The organism is Prolixibacter sp. DSM 2831 (assembly GCF_056493735.1).
Genome location: NZ_CM151379.1, coordinates 717,315 through 735,576 on the forward strand (window position 1 = coordinate 717,315; position 18,262 = coordinate 735,576).

The window sequence follows — 18,262 nt, forward strand, 5'->3', positions numbered from 1 at the left end:
AAAAATATTGCCGTTTATGTACAGTCTGTTCAGAAAGGAAATCAACCAGTTCTTCGGTTCACTGATCGGTTACCTGGTGATTGTCGTTTTTTTACTATCTACCGGTTTATTTCTTTGGGTCTTTAATGGGAATTATAACATTCCGGACAATGGATATGCCACGTTGGACGGACTGTTTTCGATGGCTCCGTGGGTTTATCTTTTCCTGATTCCGGCTGTTACCATGCGGATGTTCGCTGATGAAAAGCGTACCGGAACCATGGAGTTACTGCTCACCCGTCCGCTTTCCACATTTCAGTTAGTGCTGGCTAAGTACTTAGCGGCACTGGTTGTAGTTGCTCTGTCGTTGGCGCCCACTTTGCTTTATTTCTTTTCGGTTTACCATTTGGGTAATCCGGTGGGAAGCATTGATACGGGGGCGACCTGGGGAAGTTACCTGGGGCTTTTCTTTTTGGCGGCTATCTACCTTTCCATTGGTTTATTCGCCTCCTCATTAACGGATAACCAGATTGTCGCTTTTATCCTGGCGCTGTTTCTGTCATTTTTCTGGTACACGGGGTTTGATTTTGTTGCGGGCTTGCCGGTTCCGTCCGGTGTAGCCGAAACTCTTTCTTCATTGGGAATTAACCAGCATTACGAGTCGGTGAGCCGGGGTGTGCTCGATTCGCGTGATTTGTACTACTTCCTGGTGATGGTTGGCTTGTTTTTGCTCCTCACGCAGATTTCCCTTTTCTGGAAGCGTTTTCCTAAAAAGCGCGCAGTTCTCCGATTGGGAATTTACATTGCGGCTACGGCACTGGCAGCTGTTTTAATGACCAATCATTTCTTCCGGATTGACTTTACAGCGGAAAAACGCTTTACGCTGGCCGATCAGACACGCGAAATTATGAAAGAGGTTGACCAACCAGCCGTTGTCAATGTTTATCTGAAAGGCGATATGTTACCGGCTGGATTCCGAAAGCTGGCCAAGGCAGTCAAAGAGAAGTTGATTGATATGAATGTGTATGCCGGTGCGCCGGTTCACGTGCAATTCATCGATCCTTACCAGGAAGTGAAGCCTTCGCAGCGCAAAGGTTATTTCGATTCGTTGATTGATGAAGGATTAAAGCCTACTGACCTACGCATCAAAACCGATCAGGGAACGTCTACACGACTTGTTTTTCCTTCGGCCGTTGTCCGGCTGCATGGTCACGAAACCGTGGTCAACTTTCTGCAAAACGATCCGTCGTTACCAGCTGAAGAGAATTTAAACCGTTCGGTGGAATTGCTGGAATACCAGTTTGCCCGGGCTTTTCGTGTTTTGATGCAGAAGAAAAAGCCCAAAGTAGCTTTCCTGACCGGACATCATGAATTGGACCAATGGCAGGTAAAAGATTTTTCCAATGCATTGAGTGAGAATTACGATGTCGTCCGAATCACGCCTGATGATTTGCTGGCAGCTCCCGATAGTTTCCGTGCGGTGATTGTTGCCGATCCGGAAAAGGCTTTCCCCGAAAGAGACAAGTTCGCACTCGACCAGTATGCCATGAAAGGTGGCCGCCTGATGTGGCTGATCGATCCGGTGCAGGTGAGCATGGATAGTCTCTCCGAAGGAATGATGACACTGGCGTTTCCGCGAAAATTGAATTTGCAGGATCAGTTGTTCCATTACGGTGTTCGTCTCAATCACGACTTGATTCAGGACGTGCAATGTCGCATGATTCCGGTAAATACAGCCTTGACGGGACAGCCTCCTAAATTTACACCGGCACCGTGGTATTTTTCCCCGTTGTTGATGCCTTCACAAAATTCACCGGTAGGAAAAAATCTGAATCGCCTGATGGCTGATTTTGTTAGTTCGCTCGAACTGGTTGGTGAAAATCAGGATGTGAAAAAGACTGTTCTTCTCACTTCTTCGGCGTATGCCCGGACAACAGAAACGCCTATGGAGGTGAGCCTGGATATGATTAATGAGCCGCCGGCCCGCGAACTTTTCACACAGCAATATATCCCGGTAGGAGTTTTGCTCGAAGGAAAATTTTCATCAGTATTTAAAAACAGGATGTTGACCGAGCTGCATTTACCAGGTGGAATGGAGCCCAAGTATGAAAGTCCGCATACCAAGATGATGGTTTTTTCGGACGGAAATTTAATTGCAAACAAGGTGCACAGAAGCCCCAAAGGAGTTCAGATTTTACCGCTTGGATACGATCGGTACGCGAAACAGACGTTTGGAAACAAAGCATTTTTTGTGAATGCCGTACAATATTTGTGCGACGATTCGGGACTGATGGAACTTCGTACCCGGACGGTCAAATTACGGTTGTTGGATAAGGTTCGACTCCGCGAAGAAAAATTGAAATGGCAATTGCTGAACCTACTTGTTCCGGTGCTGTTTATCTTATTATTCGGTGTCGTTTTCAATTTTATTCGACGAAAACGTTATGCACATTAAGTTAATAAATTGAAAGAAAAACGTATATTGCGAGGTAGGCAAAGTAGGTGAATGTTTGTATCTTCGTAATGTACCTGCTTCGTCAGGACCAAGAGCCTTTTTTGAGGGCTAATTAATTGAGAATCGTTTAAAAACTAAGAATAACTACCCATGAGATTTGTCGTTTCGAGTACCGAATTACTGAGGCATCTTAATGCAATCAGCAGGGTCATCAGCAACAAAAATACCTTGCCTATCCTCGATAATTTCCTGTTTCAACTCGAGGGCAATACCCTAACGGTTACTGCTTCCGATTTGGAAACAACGCTTATTACAACGCTTTCGCTGGAAAATACAGAGGGAGACGGAAGTATTGCTATCCCGGCTAAGATTTTGATTGACACCCTGAAAGAGTTCCCAGAACAACCGCTGACCTTCAATATTGATATGGATACCATGGCGGTGGAAATTCTTTCCGAAAACGGTAAATTCTCGATTGTCGGGCAAAATGGTACCGACTTTCCGCAACTTCCTGAGTTGGGAGATGGAACTACCAGCCTTAGCATGCCACACGATGTGCTGTTGAGCGGAATCAATAAAACGCTTTTTGCTACCGCTGATGACGAGTTGCGTCCGGTGATGAATGGTGTTTACATCGAATTGTCGGAAGATGACCTGACGTTTGTGGCATCTGATGCTCACAAGCTGGTTCGCTACAAACGAAGCGATGCCCGTGCCGATGTTCAGTCGTCATTTATCCTCCCGAAGAAGCCGGCTTCGTTGTTGAAGAATTTGCTACCGCGTGAAGATTTTGATGTGAAACTGGCGTTCGACGATAAGAATGCTTTCTTCAGTCTGACCGGTTTCAAAGTAGTTTGCCGCTTAGTGGAAGGAAATTATCCGGCCTACAATTCAGTTATTCCGGTGAATAATCCGAACCGACTGACAGTTGATCGGGTAGAGTTTTACAATACGCTGAAACGGGTTTCGGTTTTCTCGAATCAGGCCAGTAACCTGGTGAAATTAGCTTTGACATCTACCGAGATGGTAGTTTCAGCACAGGATGTCGACTTCGCTATTTCAGCCGTTGAGCGCATCAAATGCCAGTACGAGGGACAGGAGATGGAGATTGGCTTTAAATCGACCTTCCTGCTCGAAATTCTTTCCAATTTATCTTCTACAGAAGTTCAGGTGGAACTTTCCGATCCAACAAGAGCCGGAATTTTGCTTCCTGCAGAGAAAGAAATCGAAGAAGAAGATGTACTTATGCTTCTGATGCCGATGATGATCAATGCGTAGAAAAGAATTTTTATTAAAATAATCATAGCTAAACCTGACAGAATCCCGCTTCTGTTAGGTTTTTTGTTACTTGTATTTTTATGGAACTGAATTTGAAAAATCCACTGGTGTTTCTCGATTTGGAAACTACCGGTATCAATATTGTCACCGACCGGATCGTTGAAATTGCATTGCTTAAAATCTTTCCTGGCGGAAAACAGGACGAGAAACTGATGCTGATCAATCCGGAAATGCCCATTCCGGCTCAGTCTTCGGCAATTCATGGAATCAAAGACGAAGATGTGAAGGATGCACCGACGTTTAAGGAAGTAGCGAAGACGCTGGCAAGTTTCCTGGAAGGTTGCGATTTAGCCGGCTTCAATTCCAACCGGTTCGATATACCATTGCTTTCGGAAGAATTCCTGAGGGCAGAAGTGGACATTGATTTGAAAAAGCGGAAGTTTATTGATGTGCAGACCATCTTTCACAAGATGGAGAAACGCACGTTGGGTGCCGCTTATGAGTTTTATTGCAACAAAGAGCTGGAAAATGCTCACAGCGCTATGGTCGATACAGTGGCGACTTATGAGGTTCTGAAATCGCAGCTCGATCGATACTCTGCAGAAGAAGCTGAAGCCAGAGGAAAGAAATTCAATCCGCTGGTGAATGACGTGGATAAATTGTCGGAATTCTCTTCCTTCGATAGGAATGTTGACTTTGCCGGTCGTATTGTTTATAACAGCGACGGCGTTGAGGTCTTTAATTTTGGAAAGCATAAGGGAAAACCGGTTGAGCAGGTGTTGAAAGAGGAGCCGGGGTATTACGGTTGGATGTTGAATGGAGAGTTTCCGTTGTATACGAAGAAAGTATTGACAGCTATTCGTTTGCGCGCATTCAGCAACAATGGATGATCGACAGAATTAGCTAAATCGATAAAGACATATGAAAATCATTTGCATCGGCCGGAATTACTCGGAACACGCCAAAGAACTGAAGAACGAAGTTCCCACCGAACCGGTCTATTTCATGAAACCAGACTCGGCACTCTTGCTGAGAAATCGTCCTTTTTATATCCCTGATTTTTCCAACGAAATACACCATGAAGTGGAGTTGGTGGTGAAAATCGGACGGTTGGGAAAGAACATTCAGGAGAAATTCGCTCATAGGTATTACGATGAAATTGGCTTGGGTGTGGATTTCACGGCCCGTGATATTCAGCGTGAATGCAAAGCGAAAGGTTTGCCATGGGAAAAGGCCAAAGGCTTTGATTCGTCGGCAGTGCTGAGCAATGAATTTATTCCCAAATCGGAGTTAGGTGATGTGAACAATATTGCTTTTTCGATGAAGAAGAATGGTGAAGTGGTTCAGGATGGGAATTCATCGGACATGCTGTTCAATATTGACAAGATTATCGCTTACGTTTCCCAATTCATGACTTTGAAAATGGGGGATTTGATTTATACCGGAACGCCCTCAGGAGTTGGTGCCGTAGCTATAGGCGATCGACTGGAAGGTTTTATCGGCGACAAGCAGATGTTTGATTTTCAGATAAAATAACTGCACTGGCAGTAAAAAAGAGCCGGAATTCAAATCGATTCCGGCTTTTTTATGGTTATCGGAAAAGGAGGCCGATTCGTAACGATAGCCTGTTGATATCCCTGTTCTTTTTGTAGTAGTTGGTGTCGCCTTCTTCTCCCTGTTGGTAGGTGAGTCGTTGGAAACGATAGCCGCAGCTGAAGATCCAGCCCATGTCATTGTTCATCATGCGCATGATGGAAAACTCCGGGTTGAGACTGATTCCTCCTCTTGTTTTCAGCTTTAGGGGAGCGTAGTAAGAGTTTGGGGTATAAAAATCGGAATAGTAAGGGGTGTAGGTCGCTACGTCTTTTTCACGCGCCAGCGGAACACTCCAACCGCCTTTTAAGGTAATGATTGGGGTAAACTGTTCGGTTGAAAAGAAGAAACTGGCTGTTGCATGCAGAGGCATAACTCCGTCATCGAAGAAGTCGATTCCTGTCTCAAATCCCGGAGCAAACCAGGAATTTAAACGATATCCTTGTAAAATGCTAAAACTAAAAGGAGCTTCGTGTTCTTCGTCTCTGTTTCCCAATAGAATTCCAGTTTGAACGGTACCAAAGTAGCCCTTCTGGTAACTGGATATTTCCGGCCGGCTGATTTCGGCTAGCTCGATTTGTGAACCATCTTTATTCTTTAATACCAGGCTGCTTTCCGGGAGCCACGATTTTCCGTCTTTCGAAATCAGGTAGAATTTATTTTCGCCGTCGGCGATTCGCAACACGCGACCTTTTCTAACTTTCATCACCCTTCCGTTCAGGGTATCAAGCGTAATTCCCTCAGAAACGATTTTTACGTTTTGCGCTGTCAGGTGGGAGATAAAAAAGCAAGCGATTAATAGGAGGCCAATTCTTTTCATTGCTAGTTAGGTTTGTCATTTACTGGATAGACGGAGGCTATCCTACATAAGGTTGCGTCCCCTTTTCAACGCAACCAAAAATCTGTTTGGTGCATCTTTCAGACAGAAAAAACCTAACCGCTATGAAAAAAATAATCTTTCCCTTAATCATCCTCTTTACTTTGATTTCGGATGGATGTAAGGATAAATTCGCGGTGGAATACACCGTGCTCGAACCGGAATATATGTCCTACGAAGATTTGCGTTCGGCAGTCGTTAATGAAACACCTGTTCCGCTGAAACACCCCGGGAAAATTTATTTTAAGGATAACTACATTTTCGTGAACGAATACATGGAGGGAATTCATGTTTTTAACAACAGTGATCCTGCAAATCCGGAGGAAGTTACTTTTATTGAGATTCCGGGAAATATCGATATGGCGATTCGAAATCAAACATTATTTGCCGATAGTTATACCGACCTGGTGGCTATCGATATTGCCGATTTGCAGAATGTGAAAGAACAGAGTCGCCTGACGGCTGTTTTTCCGTATACTATTCCATCTTACGAAGAGGGGGCAAGAATTGGTTCGGTTGATCAAACCAAAGGTGTGGTGGTCGGCTGGAAGAAGAAAACGATTCACGAGGAAATACCGGAAACATCGAACTATTATCCGGTTCACCCATCCTGGTATGAACTGACCAACGGTGATTATGCTGCAACTGCGAACAGCGGAATAACGGGAGGTTCCGCCAATGGTGCTGCGACCTTTGGTGTGGCAGGTTCGTTGGCTTGTTTTGGCCTGTATGGTGATTATCTGTACGCGCTTTCCGATTATAAACTGAAGCACTTCGATGTATCGGACAATACAGCGATGCAGGACCTCGGCGCTTACTCAATTCCCGATCCGGAAACGGTTAGTATTTACAATGATTTGCTTTTTGTCGGAGGAAATAGTAGCGTGACGATTTATCAGATAAATGAAACGGGAGATTTGACGGAGATGGGACTATTCGAACATGTTACCAGTTGCGACCCGGTGGTTATTCAGGGCGATTATGCTTTTTACACATTAAGGGGAGGAACGCGTTGCGGAAGTGAGGTGAACGAGCTACATGTCCTCGATATATCGGATATTACCAATCCGACCAGAATTTCGATTGTAGAAATGACTGAACCATTTGGTTTGGGAATTGATGATGATATGTTGTTTGTATGCGATGGTTCGGATGGACTGAAAATTTACGATGCGGCCAATAAAACACACATTGGATTGAATCAGATTGGCCACTTCAAGGATATTCAGGCACGGGATGCCATCCCGGTAAACGGATATTTGTTTCTGGTAGGTAACGATGGTTTTAGCCAGTACGATTACAGCGATCCGGCAAATATTCACCGGGTCAGTTTGATTCCGGTTCAGGAAGAATAATGAGTAACACAATAGCCGAAATGTAAAAAGCGCAATCGTTTTTCTTAGGAAAGAGATTGCGCTTTTGTTTTTAATGAAGTATTGTGTCTTATTTTTTCCGGACAACGTGCAATTGCCCGGCCTGGTATTGGATTATTTTGACTTCTTCTCCGCGTTCAATAAAGCCCGATTCTGCACGGGCATCGTAAATATCGTTTTCTACCTGGACCTTGCCGGCAGGTCGCAGAACCGTGACAGCTACGCCGGTTTTGCCAATCATCAGGCTGGTGCCGGCATCGACTCCCACAAAACCTTCGTCTCTGTTCTCAGCTGTATTTAATGCAAGGTTCTTGAACGGACCACCATGAGCAGCAAAAATGAGTTTAGTCGCATAAAGCGCGAAGAAGAAAACGACGATAAAGGCTCCCAACACGGTCACTACGGCTCGTGTCAATGCTTCCGCAGAAACTCCTTCGAAGTTGAGTTTATCGTTGCCAACCATACTGAGGATTAATCCGCCCATGGCAAAAATAATCCCCAGTATCCCGGCTACTCCGAAGCCGGGTATGATAAATATTTCGACGGCAATGAGAATCAAGCCAATAATGAACAGGAGAATTTCCCAGTTGGCGGCCAGGCCTTCCAGGTAAAGCGGTGCGAAATATAGAAGGGCTGCAAAAACAGCAACTCCGAGCGGAAATCCAATTCCGGGAGTCTGCAATTCGAAGTAGATACCTCCGAGAATCGCCAAAATCAAAATTCCGGAGACCATCGGATGTACCAAAAAGCCGATAAATTGTTCCAGAACGGTAGGCTTATATTCTTTGATGACATAGTTTCCCAGATGGGCTTTGTCAATTACTTGCTGAATATTGCTCACCATGCCTTCGCAGAAACCGTATTTAATGGCCTCGGTTGGTGTCATCGTCAGTACTTTTCCGGTATCGATTATGCCCGGAATGTAAAGGCTCTGGTCGACCATAGCTTCGGCGATTTTAGGATCGCGCCGCCATTTAACGATGGTATCCTGCCCCGATATGATGGTGTCTTTACCGTGCGCTTCGGCGGTTGCCCGCATGATGGAGCGCATGTAGCTCTGGTACTTGTCGGGCATGGCCTGGCCGGTCTGGTTGACCACGGTGGCTGCTCCCATGTTGGCTCCTTCGCGCATGTAAACACTATCGCACGAAAGTGCAATGAGCGCACCTGCTGATGCGGCGTTGTTGTCGACAAATGCGTAAACCGGTATCTTCGAATTCAGGATTTTGGTCCGAATCGAATCGGCATCCAACACCGTTCCACCGTATGTATTTAGGTGTATAACAATTAAACTGGCACGAAGCGAATCGGCTTCGGCGAAAGCCTGTTTGGTTTTTCTCCAGGTCGCCGGAGCGATATTCTCATCGATATTAAACCTCAGTACCACTTTGGGACTGTTGGTTGACAATGAGTCGGCTTCGTCAGCTTTTGACGGGAAGTAAGCCAGCAATAGTATCAGCAAGGTAAGGAGTCTGATTTTCATCTGCAGTATTCATTAGTTTACACGAAAACCGCTTTGCCTTCTTACTTTTCTGTATCGGGAAATAGCAGGAATTCGTTTACCTAAGATTCCAATTTTTCGGCATAATTCCAAAATAATTCCAGTCCCTTTCGCTTGGATTCATCCAGCGGATAGCTGATATCCCGATTGTAATATTCCGCCAGATTGTAATTGGGATATTGCGGTGCAATTTCCTGAATAACATCGGGCATATTGTCGATGCCGACTGCCAGTGCTTCGTTGAGGGCTTTTTTGAAATCCTCAGGGAGAGGTTTGTTGGCTGTCCAGCAAGCGAATACAAAATCGAGTCCCGTGTAGTTGGCCCATTCCTGGCTTAAATCGTAAACGTGCGGATAGTGCCCGTCAATCTCAAAAACCCGGTCGCCAATAACTACGCCGGCGGTTTTTCCTTTGATGTCGCGGGTATGATATCCCGGCTCACCTTTCAGCCATTTCACCTCTTTCTTCCAGAAGAACCTGGCCAGTACACGGGCCAGCATCACAGAGGTTCTCGACTGATAATCGAGGATGATGGTATCAACTTCTTCCAGCGGAACTTCGCTTACCAGCACAACTGTGCGAACGGGACCGCGGGCACCGATACAGTAGTTGGAAATAATTTCAGCTCCCTGAATTTTCGGGATAACGGCTACCGGAACCAAACCTACATCGACTTTGTCCTCGATGAGCTTGGATGCACATAGTGAAGGCATGTCCAGCGAAAGCTCAATTTCGTTGACAAACCCCGAGTGTTCCAGTCCGTAAATAAAAGGTTTAGTGTTTAGGTAGGAGACGGCGGATATTTTGACTTTTTTCATTGTTGTAGTTCTCCAAAATTGCTGCTAAAAATATGAAAAATATTGGGATCGATTCCTGATATTTTACCATTCCGGATGATATTATCTGATTTACTTTGGCTGGTCGATTTATCATTAACTCAAATTTAATGCTTGCTGTTTTCCTTACTTGAATAGTTTAGGTCGCTGTGAGTTTGGTATTTGAGAATGGAGATGGTGATTCAGTTGAAAAAAAGAACATTAATAAAGGATGAGGAAGATTGTTAATGTAGTCGTTTCCATTAGGCTAAGGCGGAATTTATTAATTTTGCATCGGTTATTAATCTGAATTTAAATCGCTTTATGGATCTGCAAACACTTACCGCTATTTCACCTATCGACGGTCGTTACCGTGGAAAAGTTGAGGAATTGGACGAATACTTTTCGGAGTTTGCCTTGATTAAATACCGGGTCTTCGTGGAAGTTGAATATTTTATTTCACTGACCGAAATCCCTTTACCCCAGTTGAAGTCGTTCGATGGTTCGCTGAAAGAGAAGCTCCGGGCTATTTATGAAGACTTCTCGCTGGAAGATGCGCAGCACATCAAAGACACCGAAAAAGTGACTAACCATGATGTGAAGGCGGTGGAGTATTTTGTGAAAGAGAAGTTCGATGAACTTGGCCTGGAGGCGTTCAAAGAGTTTATCCACTTCGGATTGACATCGCAGGATATTAATAATACTGCTGTTCCGTGTTCCATCCGCGATGCGATTCAGAATGTGTACATCCCGATTTTTGATGAGGTGGTGTCGAAGCTCGAAGAGTTGTCACTGGCGTGGGAGGAAATCCCAATGTTGGCCCGCACGCATGGACAACCGGCTTCTCCGACTCGTTTGGGAAAAGAGCTGAAAGTTTTCATCGAGCGGTTGAATGTACAGGTGGAGTTGCTGAAAGGAATCCCCTGCTATGCTAAGTTCGGTGGGGCTACAGGTAATTTCAATGCACATTTTGTAGCTTACCCCGAGATTGAATGGGCGGATTTTGCCAACAACTTTGTGCAGAATTCGTTGGGACTCGAGCGTTCACAGGTAACTACTCAGATTGCTCACTACGATAATTACGGTGCGATTTTCGATAACCTGAAACGCATCAATACCATTCTTCTGGATTTGGATCGCGATATGTGGACTTATATCTCCATGAACTATTTCAAGCAGAAGATCAAAAAAGGAGAGGTTGGTTCTTCGGCTATGCCGCATAAAGTGAACCCCATCGACTTTGAAAATTCAGAAGGAAACCTGGGAATTGCGAACGCTGTCTTCGAGCATCTTTCAGCAAAGCTACCGATTTCTCGCTTGCAGCGTGACCTGACCGACTCGACGGTTTTACGGAATATTGGTGTTCCGATTGCTCACACGGTTATCGCTCTTAAATCGACTTTAAAAGGGCTCGATAAATTGCTGATCAATATGGAGGCGATTGAGGACGATCTTGAAGAAAACTGGGCCGTAGTTGCCGAAGCGATTCAAACGATTTTGCGTCGAGAGGGATATCCGAATCCATACGAAGCCTTGAAAGAATTGACCCGTGTTAACCAGAAAATTAATCGCGAATCGATTCACGAATTTGTCGAAACATTGAACGTTGATGAGAAAGTGAAGGCTGAGCTGAAGCAAATTACGCCGCAGAACTATACCGGAATTCTCATCTGATAAAATATTTTCACTTAAGCGAAAGGATACCTCCACAGGTGTCCTTTCTTAATTTTTAATCCGAATTCCTGTTCCTGAAAGTTTTGCTACTTTTGGAGCGCAAAGTCCGGGCATATTACAGGCGGATTGTGGTTTTTAATTATGTAGTGAGAAACAGGTGAGCGGCATAAAATAGATTGTTTGTATCGAAAAAAGTGTCGTTCTGTTTTGGAACTGAAATCATTTAATAATGAAAGGTCTTTTTAAACTTCTCGGTCGATATATTCCTCCTTACAAGGTTTACGTAATTTTGAATGTGGTTTTCAACTTGTTGGGAGCAATTTTTGGAGCGTTTTCTTTTGCGGCTATCAGTCCGGTACTGGGCGTGTTGTTTGGTACTCAAAAGATGGTGAATCATCCGGTTGAGTGGGCGTTTACCCTCGACAGTATCAAGCAGAACTTCTTTTATCATATCAGCAAAGTTATCGAAATGCATGGTCGGGATTCGGCGCTGGTTTACATCGGCGGGTTCATGGTGATTGCCGTGTTGCTGAAGGTTGGTTTTACTTATCTCGCCAGTTTCATGATGGTGCCGATTCGTAACGGTGTTGTTCGCGATATCCGGAATCAGATATATCACAAAATACTTTCTCTTCCTATCGGCTTCTTTACCGAGGAACGAAAGGGAGATATTATCGCGCGTATGACCGGTGATGTGCAGGAGATTGAGAATTCTATCATGAACTCCCTGGAAATGTTGTTCAAGAATCCCATTCTGATCGTCATTTCTCTGATTGTGATGATCACCATGTCGTGGTCGCTGACCATTTTTGTCTTTTTGCTGCTGCCGGTAGTTGGTTATTTTATTGGCCGTGTTGGAAAAAGCCTGAAAAAACCGTCGATGAGCGGGCAGAACAAGATGGGCGAGTTGCTATCGACGATTGAAGAGTCGCTGTCCGGATTACGTATCATTAAGGCTTTTAATGCTGAGAAAAAGGTCTCTCAGCGTTTCGAAGGTGAAAACCACCAGTATTACAGTATCATGAATAAACTGATGTGGCGCCGGTATCTCGCCCATCCCATGAGTGAGTTTCTTGGAACGCTCGTTATTGTCATTGTTCTGTGGTACGGCGGTCGTTTGGTACTTCATCATCAGGGCGGATTGAGTGCCCAGGGATTTATCACTTACCTGGTGTTCTTCTATAGTATCATCAATCCTGCAAAAGCCTTTTCTACAGCGCTTTATTCGGTTCAAAAAGGACTTGCTTCGATGGAGCGGGTGGATATGGTATTGAATGCACAAAATAGTATCCGTAACCGGGAAGACGCTAAGCGAGTTTCAGAATTCAAAGATCGAATTGCTTATCAGGATGTGACTTTCCGCTACAAAGAGGACAATGTGCTGAAGAAGGTGAATCTGGAAATTGAAAAAGGAAAAACGGTTGCACTGGTCGGACAATCGGGTTCAGGAAAATCAACTTTCGTCGATCTTCTTCCACGTTTCTACGACGTGAAAGAGGGACAGATCAAAGTTGACGGAATCGATATTCGTGATTTGGATATTACCGATTTACGAAGCCTGATGGGAAATGTGAACCAGGAACCGATTCTTTTCAACGATAGTTTCTTCAATAACATCGCTTTTGGCGTGGACAATGCGACTGAAGAGGATGTAATGAATGCCGCAAAAGTGGCGAACGCGCATGATTTCATCATGAATACTCCGGATGGGTATCAATCGAATATTGGCGATCGGGGAGGAAAACTTTCAGGCGGACAGCGTCAACGTATTTCCATAGCACGGGCCGTTTTGAAGAATCCGCCAATCATGATTTTGGATGAAGCCACATCAGCTTTGGATACCGAATCAGAAAAACTCGTTCAGGAGGCCTTGGATAACTTGATGAAAAACAGGACATCCATCGTTGTTGCTCACCGCTTATCGACCATCAAGAATGCCGATTTGATTTGTGTGTTCCAAAATGGCGAAATTGTGGAGCGTGGTACGCATGACGAGCTGATTGCTGCTGATGGTATCTATAAAAAGTTGCATGCTATGCAGAATTTTTAATATTCCTGTCTGCAAAGAAAAAGCCGCATAACTTCTGAGGATATGCGGCTTTTTTATTTTTTTACATCGAACAGTTAGTTGACGATCGGCAAAAAACTGTGATGTTTGGAGTAATCAAGCATCTGTTTTGCAAAGTTTTCCGGGTACGAAATTCTGATGTCTTTAATTTCACCATCTTCTTCAATTACCTCGTAATCCGGATTCAGGAAACCGGCGTAAGGAGCGAGATTTAGCTTCTTGTAGCGTTCCAGCACTTCGTCGTGCAAATCACGAATAACTTTTACGCCATAGTTTTCAACCAATGCTTTTCCCGCTTCGTAATCGCCTTCTGATTTGATGCGCTGAACCTCCTTCAGCAATTCACCGAAAAGTTCGCGCAAGCGCTGGTAATCATTGATAACAAAGAAGGTTTTATCGTTACGCTCTTTGCGTTCAATCACATTTTCCGAGCTTCCCTTATCGTACACCCATCGGGCAATCAGCTGGCGGTTACGCATATGCGATTCTTCCAGGTCTTTGCCAGTTTCGATTCTAACCAGCTGAGTCAGAAGCCCGTTTCGGATGTAGCCATCGTATTCGGCTTTTGCGGTTTCATCCGATTCAGTCAATCCTAGTTCCACCAATTTGGGATCCATAATAAAATAGAGCGCAAACAGATCGGCGCGGGTTTCTTCGAGCGTTGAATAGTAGTTCTTTAGCGCGTCCACAGTCACACCCTTTTTCATCCGGCCGGAACCGTGTCCAAGGCATTCGTGCAAATCGGTGTGGAGATTGTTCCCGAGATATCCGTGTTTACGGGCACGCTCGATTTCTTCTTTATCCCAGCAAAACTCTTCCAACATTCCATCTCCTAACGACGCCTGATGATAAGCGTAGGTAATATTTTCGATGGTTACCGACTTAGAACCGTATTGCTCCCGAATCCATTCAGCATTAGGGAGATTGATTCCAATTGGAGTAGCCGGATGACAATCGCCTCCCAACATCGCAACCGTAATTACTTTGGCGGAAACGCCTGTCACCTTTTCTTTCTTGAACTCAGTGGAAACCGGAGAATGATCTTCAAACCATTGTGCGTTGTTGCTGATAATCTCAGTACGTCGGGTAGCTTCTTCGTCTTTGAAATTCACGATGGACTCCCAGCTTCCTTTTATTCCCAGCGCATCGCCGTATACTTCAATGAAACCGTTCACGAAATCGACCTGGCTCTCAATATCCTTTACCCATTCGATGCTGTGTTCGTCAAAACTCTTCAAATCACCGGTTTGGTAAAAGATGATGAGCTTGGCGATGCTTCGTTTTTGGGCCGGTGATTCTGCAACTTCCTGTGCCTTTTGTAACCATTTGACAATCTCCTGGATGGCTTCGGAATACAACCCGTTCTCTTTCCACTTTTTCTCGACGAGCTCGCCGTTCTCCATCACCAGTTTCGAGTTTAATCCGAACGACGGCGGATTTTCACTTGCATTGCTGTTCAGCTGAGCATAAAAGAGTTCAGCTTCGGCCTGTGTCACATCTTTGTAGAAGTTATTGGCCGATTCCAAAAGCAAATCTTTCGATGAATCGAGCGAAACCCGCTTGCTTTCCAGTCCCGGGTCGAAAATGATCGGGAGTAATTCGTGTATCAGTTTCTGAGGATGTTCAAAATCAGACCAGTTGGAGCGCCCAATGAGATGGAGAAAATATTTTTGTGAGAAATCGGGTAGGATTTTGTCCATCGAATAATGATGGTGCATTCCGTTGGAAAACCAAATCCGTTTTAAGTAGACTTCGAACTGTTTGAATTCTTTGGTTTTACGGTCTCCATCGAATGTTTGATAAATGGTTTCAAGTACTTTACGCAGGCGCAGATTGTACTCGTTGTTCTGATCCCACAAAATATCGCGGCCAGCCAAAGCTGCGCGACTGAGATAATATATTAGTCTTTTCTGTTCCAGAGTCAGTTGCTCGAATCCGTCGACCTGGTAGCGAAGGATTTTTAAGTCAGCAAACTTTTCGCTGAAAAACTTGAAATTGTCACTCATGACCATAAAATTTCTTTTAAAATCGGGATGATATCCTCGTTAATAGGGTACTTATGCATGGAAAACATATAGCAATGTAAAATGTTCTCCACGGTTGCATTCGGCTGACTGATAGCCTGAACGGTGTGTGCTATTGTTTGGAACTAAGTACGTGAAGTCGCTTGATAAGCGGGTCGCGGTACGACTTACCAAAGGGCAGTGAGTGCGTACCATCTTTTGTTTCCACCTCGAGTGTATTTCCGCGAATGCGCTTAATCTGTTTCACATTCACAATGTACGAACGGTGAATCCGGATAAATAATTTGTTGGGGAGTTTCTCATCGAGGAGTTTTAAGGTGTAGTGCACTGTATACTTATCGTCGAAAGTGATAAACTGTGCGTAGTTCTCGATGGATTCGATGTAAATAATATCTTCGGGATTGACCGGATCAAGTTTCGAGTTGTTTTTGATCCATAAGGTTCCTTTTCCCCATTCGTCTTCAGAGAAAATATCTTCCCGGTCATCCTGATTAGCCTTTGCATCTTTCTGAATGTTAGCAATGGCCCGATTGACAGAACGCATAAAACGAGGAAAAGTAACCGGCTTTAACAGGTAATCGGTGACGTCGTACTCAAACGCGTTTAAGGCATATTTTTCCCGGGAGGAGACAATGATAACCTGCGGAGTATGATCCATCACACTCAGTAATTCCATACCATTCATCTCCGGCATTTCGATGTCGAGAAAAAGAATATCAATTTTGTCCTTGCCTTCTTGCAGGAGTTTCAGTGCGTCTATAGCACTTTCCAAAGAAAAATATTTTTCAAAGAGTTTTGTCCTATCGATGTATTTCTCCAATACGGTCCTGCAAACCCGGTCGTCATCTACGATTAAACAGTTCATAAGCCCATTAATCTTGTTTCAAAGATAGAAAAAATACGAGCAAATGATTTCGAGAGAGTTATCAAAAACTAAAAGTTATTTAATCAGTAGGTTAGAGGGCACTGCTTTTATCTTCGAAGAATTTTTTCTCGATCAGTGCCGAGCTTTTGATGGTTTTTCGTAGCCAGGCCAGACGCATTTCGTCTTTTTCTTCTTCTGTGAACAGGTAATCGATGTCGCTCTGCCGCAGGCGCAAATTCAGGTGGTGTAGTACAATGGCCGCAGAAACAGAGATATTGAAACTTTCGGTAAAACCGAACATGGGAATTTTTAGAAATTCGTCAGCATTCTTTTCTACGACTTCCGAAATTCCGGTTAGTTCTGTTCCGAAAATCAGTGCGGTTTTCCCCTTCTCCAAATCGAAATCCTCGAGATCCGTATCGTTTGCATGCGGCGAAGTGGCTACAATCCGGTAGCCTTTCTCTCGTAATTGATGAATGCAGTCCAGCGTATTCTGCTTCTGGTCGCGATAGTGATGAAGATTAAGCCACTTGGTCGATCCCAGTGTTACATTCGGATTGACCTGGAAACGGTTGTTGTTTTCTATAATATGTACGTCCTGAATTCCGAAGCAGTCGCAGGAGCGTAACACGGCACTGGCGTTTTGTGGTTGGTAAATATCTTCCAGAACGACGGTAAGGTAACGGGTTCTGGAACTTAGGACTTTTTCAAAAAGTTCTTTACGCTCAGGCGTAATGTATTCCGAAAGGTAGTTTATCAGATCTTTGCTCATGGATGTCAATAAAAAAAGGGAGCCTGAGCTCCCTTTACAATAATCTCTTCAGCCATTATTTACTGAACGCTGTCAGTCAATTCGCTACCAGCTTTGAATTTTACAATCTTCTTGGCAGGAATGTTAATTGTCGCACCAGTTTGAGGATTACGACCCTGACGTGCAGGACGTTCGGTGGTTGCAAATGAACCAAAACCTATCAGAGCAACACGATCACTTTTCTTCAGTGCATCAGTTGTGGTTTTAACGAAAGCATCAAGAGCTTTCTTAGCATCTGCTTTAGTCAGGCCAGCTTCAGCAGCAATGGCATCAATTAATTGAGCTTTGTTCATAGTACAGAAAGTTTAGAAACAACAGGTTAAATAAAATTCGTTTAATACTTTTTTTAACGCTAGTGCCTAATATAAAGAGTTTTAATTATTTTTCACAGCAAACCATGTTAAATGTGTTGTTTAACATATGATTTCCCGCAAATTTGTCTCAAATACCAGTAAAATCAGCTTGTATAAGCCTAATTATTTTGGTTTCACTAAATTGAAAAGATTGAGACGAAAAACAAAATTTTTTTTATCTTTTTTTCTTCATAATGCTCTTAATTTTTTGGGCAGAAACTTTTGCCAGAAAGAAAAAACTTCTACTTTTGCAATCGCTCGGAGAGATGGCAGAGTGGTCGAATGCGGCGGTCTTGAAAACCGTTGTACCGCGAGGTACCGGGGGTTCGAATCCCTCTCTCTCCGCCACCCACGGGTGTAGCTCAGTTGGTAGAGCACTGGTCTCCAAAACCAGGTGTCGGGCGTTCGAGTCGCTCCTCCCGTGCAAAAAGCCGGTTCAGTTTTGAGCCGGCTTTTTTGTTTTTGCGGCTAACCAGTTGATTGTCCCTCTTTTACTGTTTTGTTCAAACTGATAAGATGCTTTCTCAGTAACCTGGAATACTCATTTTTCCGGCTGGGGTGAAATGGCTCCGTATATATAATGGTATATTTGGACA

14 protein-coding genes and 2 tRNA genes are annotated in these 18,262 nt (G+C 44.2%); 9 read left to right on the plus strand and 7 right to left on the minus strand.

Features of this window, described 5'->3' with window-relative positions; genetic code table 11:
* The first annotated feature begins 16 nt into the window (after positions 1-16).
* The 4 genes from gldG to AC060N_RS02870 all read left to right on the plus strand — a co-directional run bounded on the left by gldG (position 17) and on the right by AC060N_RS02870 (position 5,248).
* Positions 17-2,434: a gliding motility-associated ABC transporter substrate-binding protein GldG gene (gene gldG / locus AC060N_RS02855; protein WP_479525796.1), complete on the plus strand. Its 2,418-nt coding sequence runs from the start codon at positions 17-19 to the stop codon at positions 2,432-2,434.
* 150 nt (positions 2,435-2,584) lie between these two features.
* On the plus strand, positions 2,585-3,712 hold the full coding sequence (gene dnaN, locus AC060N_RS02860; RefSeq protein ID WP_479525797.1) for a DNA polymerase III subunit beta: 1,128 nt from the start codon (positions 2,585-2,587) through the stop codon (positions 3,710-3,712).
* 80 nt (positions 3,713-3,792) lie between these two features.
* Positions 3,793-4,602: a 3'-5' exonuclease gene (locus AC060N_RS02865; RefSeq protein WP_106543098.1), complete on the plus strand. Its 810-nt coding sequence runs from the start codon at positions 3,793-3,795 to the stop codon at positions 4,600-4,602.
* A 31-nt stretch (positions 4,603-4,633) separates the two neighbouring features.
* Positions 4,634-5,248, plus strand: coding sequence for a fumarylacetoacetate hydrolase family protein (locus tag AC060N_RS02870; protein ID WP_479525798.1), 615 nt, complete (start codon positions 4,634-4,636; stop codon positions 5,246-5,248).
* A 55-nt stretch (positions 5,249-5,303) separates the two neighbouring features.
* Here AC060N_RS02870 and AC060N_RS02875 read toward each other — a convergent pair whose 3' ends face one another.
* Positions 5,304-6,125: a hypothetical protein gene (locus AC060N_RS02875; RefSeq protein WP_479525799.1), complete on the minus strand. Its 822-nt coding sequence runs from the start codon at positions 6,123-6,125 to the stop codon at positions 5,304-5,306.
* Positions 6,126-6,247: 122 nt separating this feature from the next.
* On the opposite strand from AC060N_RS02875, the gene AC060N_RS02880 reads away from it, so the two are divergent.
* Positions 6,248-7,537 (plus strand): LVIVD repeat-containing protein, encoded by a 1,290-nt coding sequence (locus AC060N_RS02880; protein WP_479525800.1) that lies wholly within the window; start codon positions 6,248-6,250, stop codon positions 7,535-7,537.
* Positions 7,538-7,625: 88 nt separating this feature from the next.
* Here AC060N_RS02880 and AC060N_RS02885 read toward each other — a convergent pair whose 3' ends face one another.
* Both AC060N_RS02885 and AC060N_RS02890 read right to left on the minus strand, forming a co-directional pair.
* Positions 7,626-9,038 carry an NfeD family protein gene (locus AC060N_RS02885; RefSeq protein ID WP_479525801.1) on the minus strand — a complete coding sequence of 471 codons (1,413 nt, stop codon included), beginning with the start codon at positions 9,036-9,038 and terminating at the stop codon, positions 7,626-7,628.
* A gap of 80 nt (positions 9,039-9,118) precedes the next feature.
* Complete coding sequence (locus AC060N_RS02890; RefSeq protein ID WP_479525802.1) at positions 9,119-9,874, minus strand: menaquinone biosynthetic enzyme MqnA/MqnD family protein; 756 nt, start codon at positions 9,872-9,874, stop codon at positions 9,119-9,121.
* A 321-nt stretch (positions 9,875-10,195) separates the two neighbouring features.
* Here AC060N_RS02890 and purB point away from each other — a divergent pair, with 321 nt between their 5' ends.
* Both purB and AC060N_RS02900 read left to right on the plus strand, forming a co-directional pair.
* Complete coding sequence (gene purB / locus AC060N_RS02895) at positions 10,196-11,545, plus strand: adenylosuccinate lyase (RefSeq protein WP_479525803.1); 1,350 nt, start codon at positions 10,196-10,198, stop codon at positions 11,543-11,545.
* A gap of 229 nt (positions 11,546-11,774) precedes the next feature.
* Positions 11,775-13,595 (plus strand): ABC transporter ATP-binding protein, encoded by a 1,821-nt coding sequence (locus AC060N_RS02900; protein ID WP_106543091.1) that lies wholly within the window; start codon positions 11,775-11,777, stop codon positions 13,593-13,595.
* Between the two features lie 74 nt (positions 13,596-13,669).
* Here the strand turns inward: AC060N_RS02900 and AC060N_RS02905 are convergent, their stop codons facing one another.
* The 4 genes from AC060N_RS02905 to AC060N_RS02920 form a co-directional block, all read right to left on the minus strand.
* Positions 13,670-15,619 (minus strand): dipeptidyl peptidase 3, encoded by a 1,950-nt coding sequence (locus tag AC060N_RS02905; protein ID WP_246187204.1) that lies wholly within the window; start codon positions 15,617-15,619, stop codon positions 13,670-13,672.
* A 130-nt stretch (positions 15,620-15,749) separates the two neighbouring features.
* Positions 15,750-16,502, minus strand: coding sequence for a LytR/AlgR family response regulator transcription factor (locus AC060N_RS02910; protein ID WP_106543089.1), 753 nt, complete (start codon positions 16,500-16,502; stop codon positions 15,750-15,752).
* Positions 16,503-16,593: 91 nt separating this feature from the next.
* Positions 16,594-17,274 (minus strand): TrmH family RNA methyltransferase, encoded by a 681-nt coding sequence (locus AC060N_RS02915; protein ID WP_479525804.1) that lies wholly within the window; start codon positions 17,272-17,274, stop codon positions 16,594-16,596.
* A 59-nt stretch (positions 17,275-17,333) separates the two neighbouring features.
* Complete coding sequence (locus AC060N_RS02920) at positions 17,334-17,606, minus strand: HU family DNA-binding protein (RefSeq protein ID WP_025864360.1); 273 nt, start codon at positions 17,604-17,606, stop codon at positions 17,334-17,336.
* A 320-nt stretch (positions 17,607-17,926) separates the two neighbouring features.
* Here AC060N_RS02920 and AC060N_RS02925 point away from each other — a divergent pair.
* Positions 17,927-18,014: transfer RNA gene (locus AC060N_RS02925), tRNA-Ser, on the plus strand.
* Between the two features lie 3 nt (positions 18,015-18,017).
* Positions 18,018-18,090, plus strand: a tRNA-Trp gene (locus AC060N_RS02930).
* Positions 18,091-18,262 lie beyond the last annotated feature (172 nt).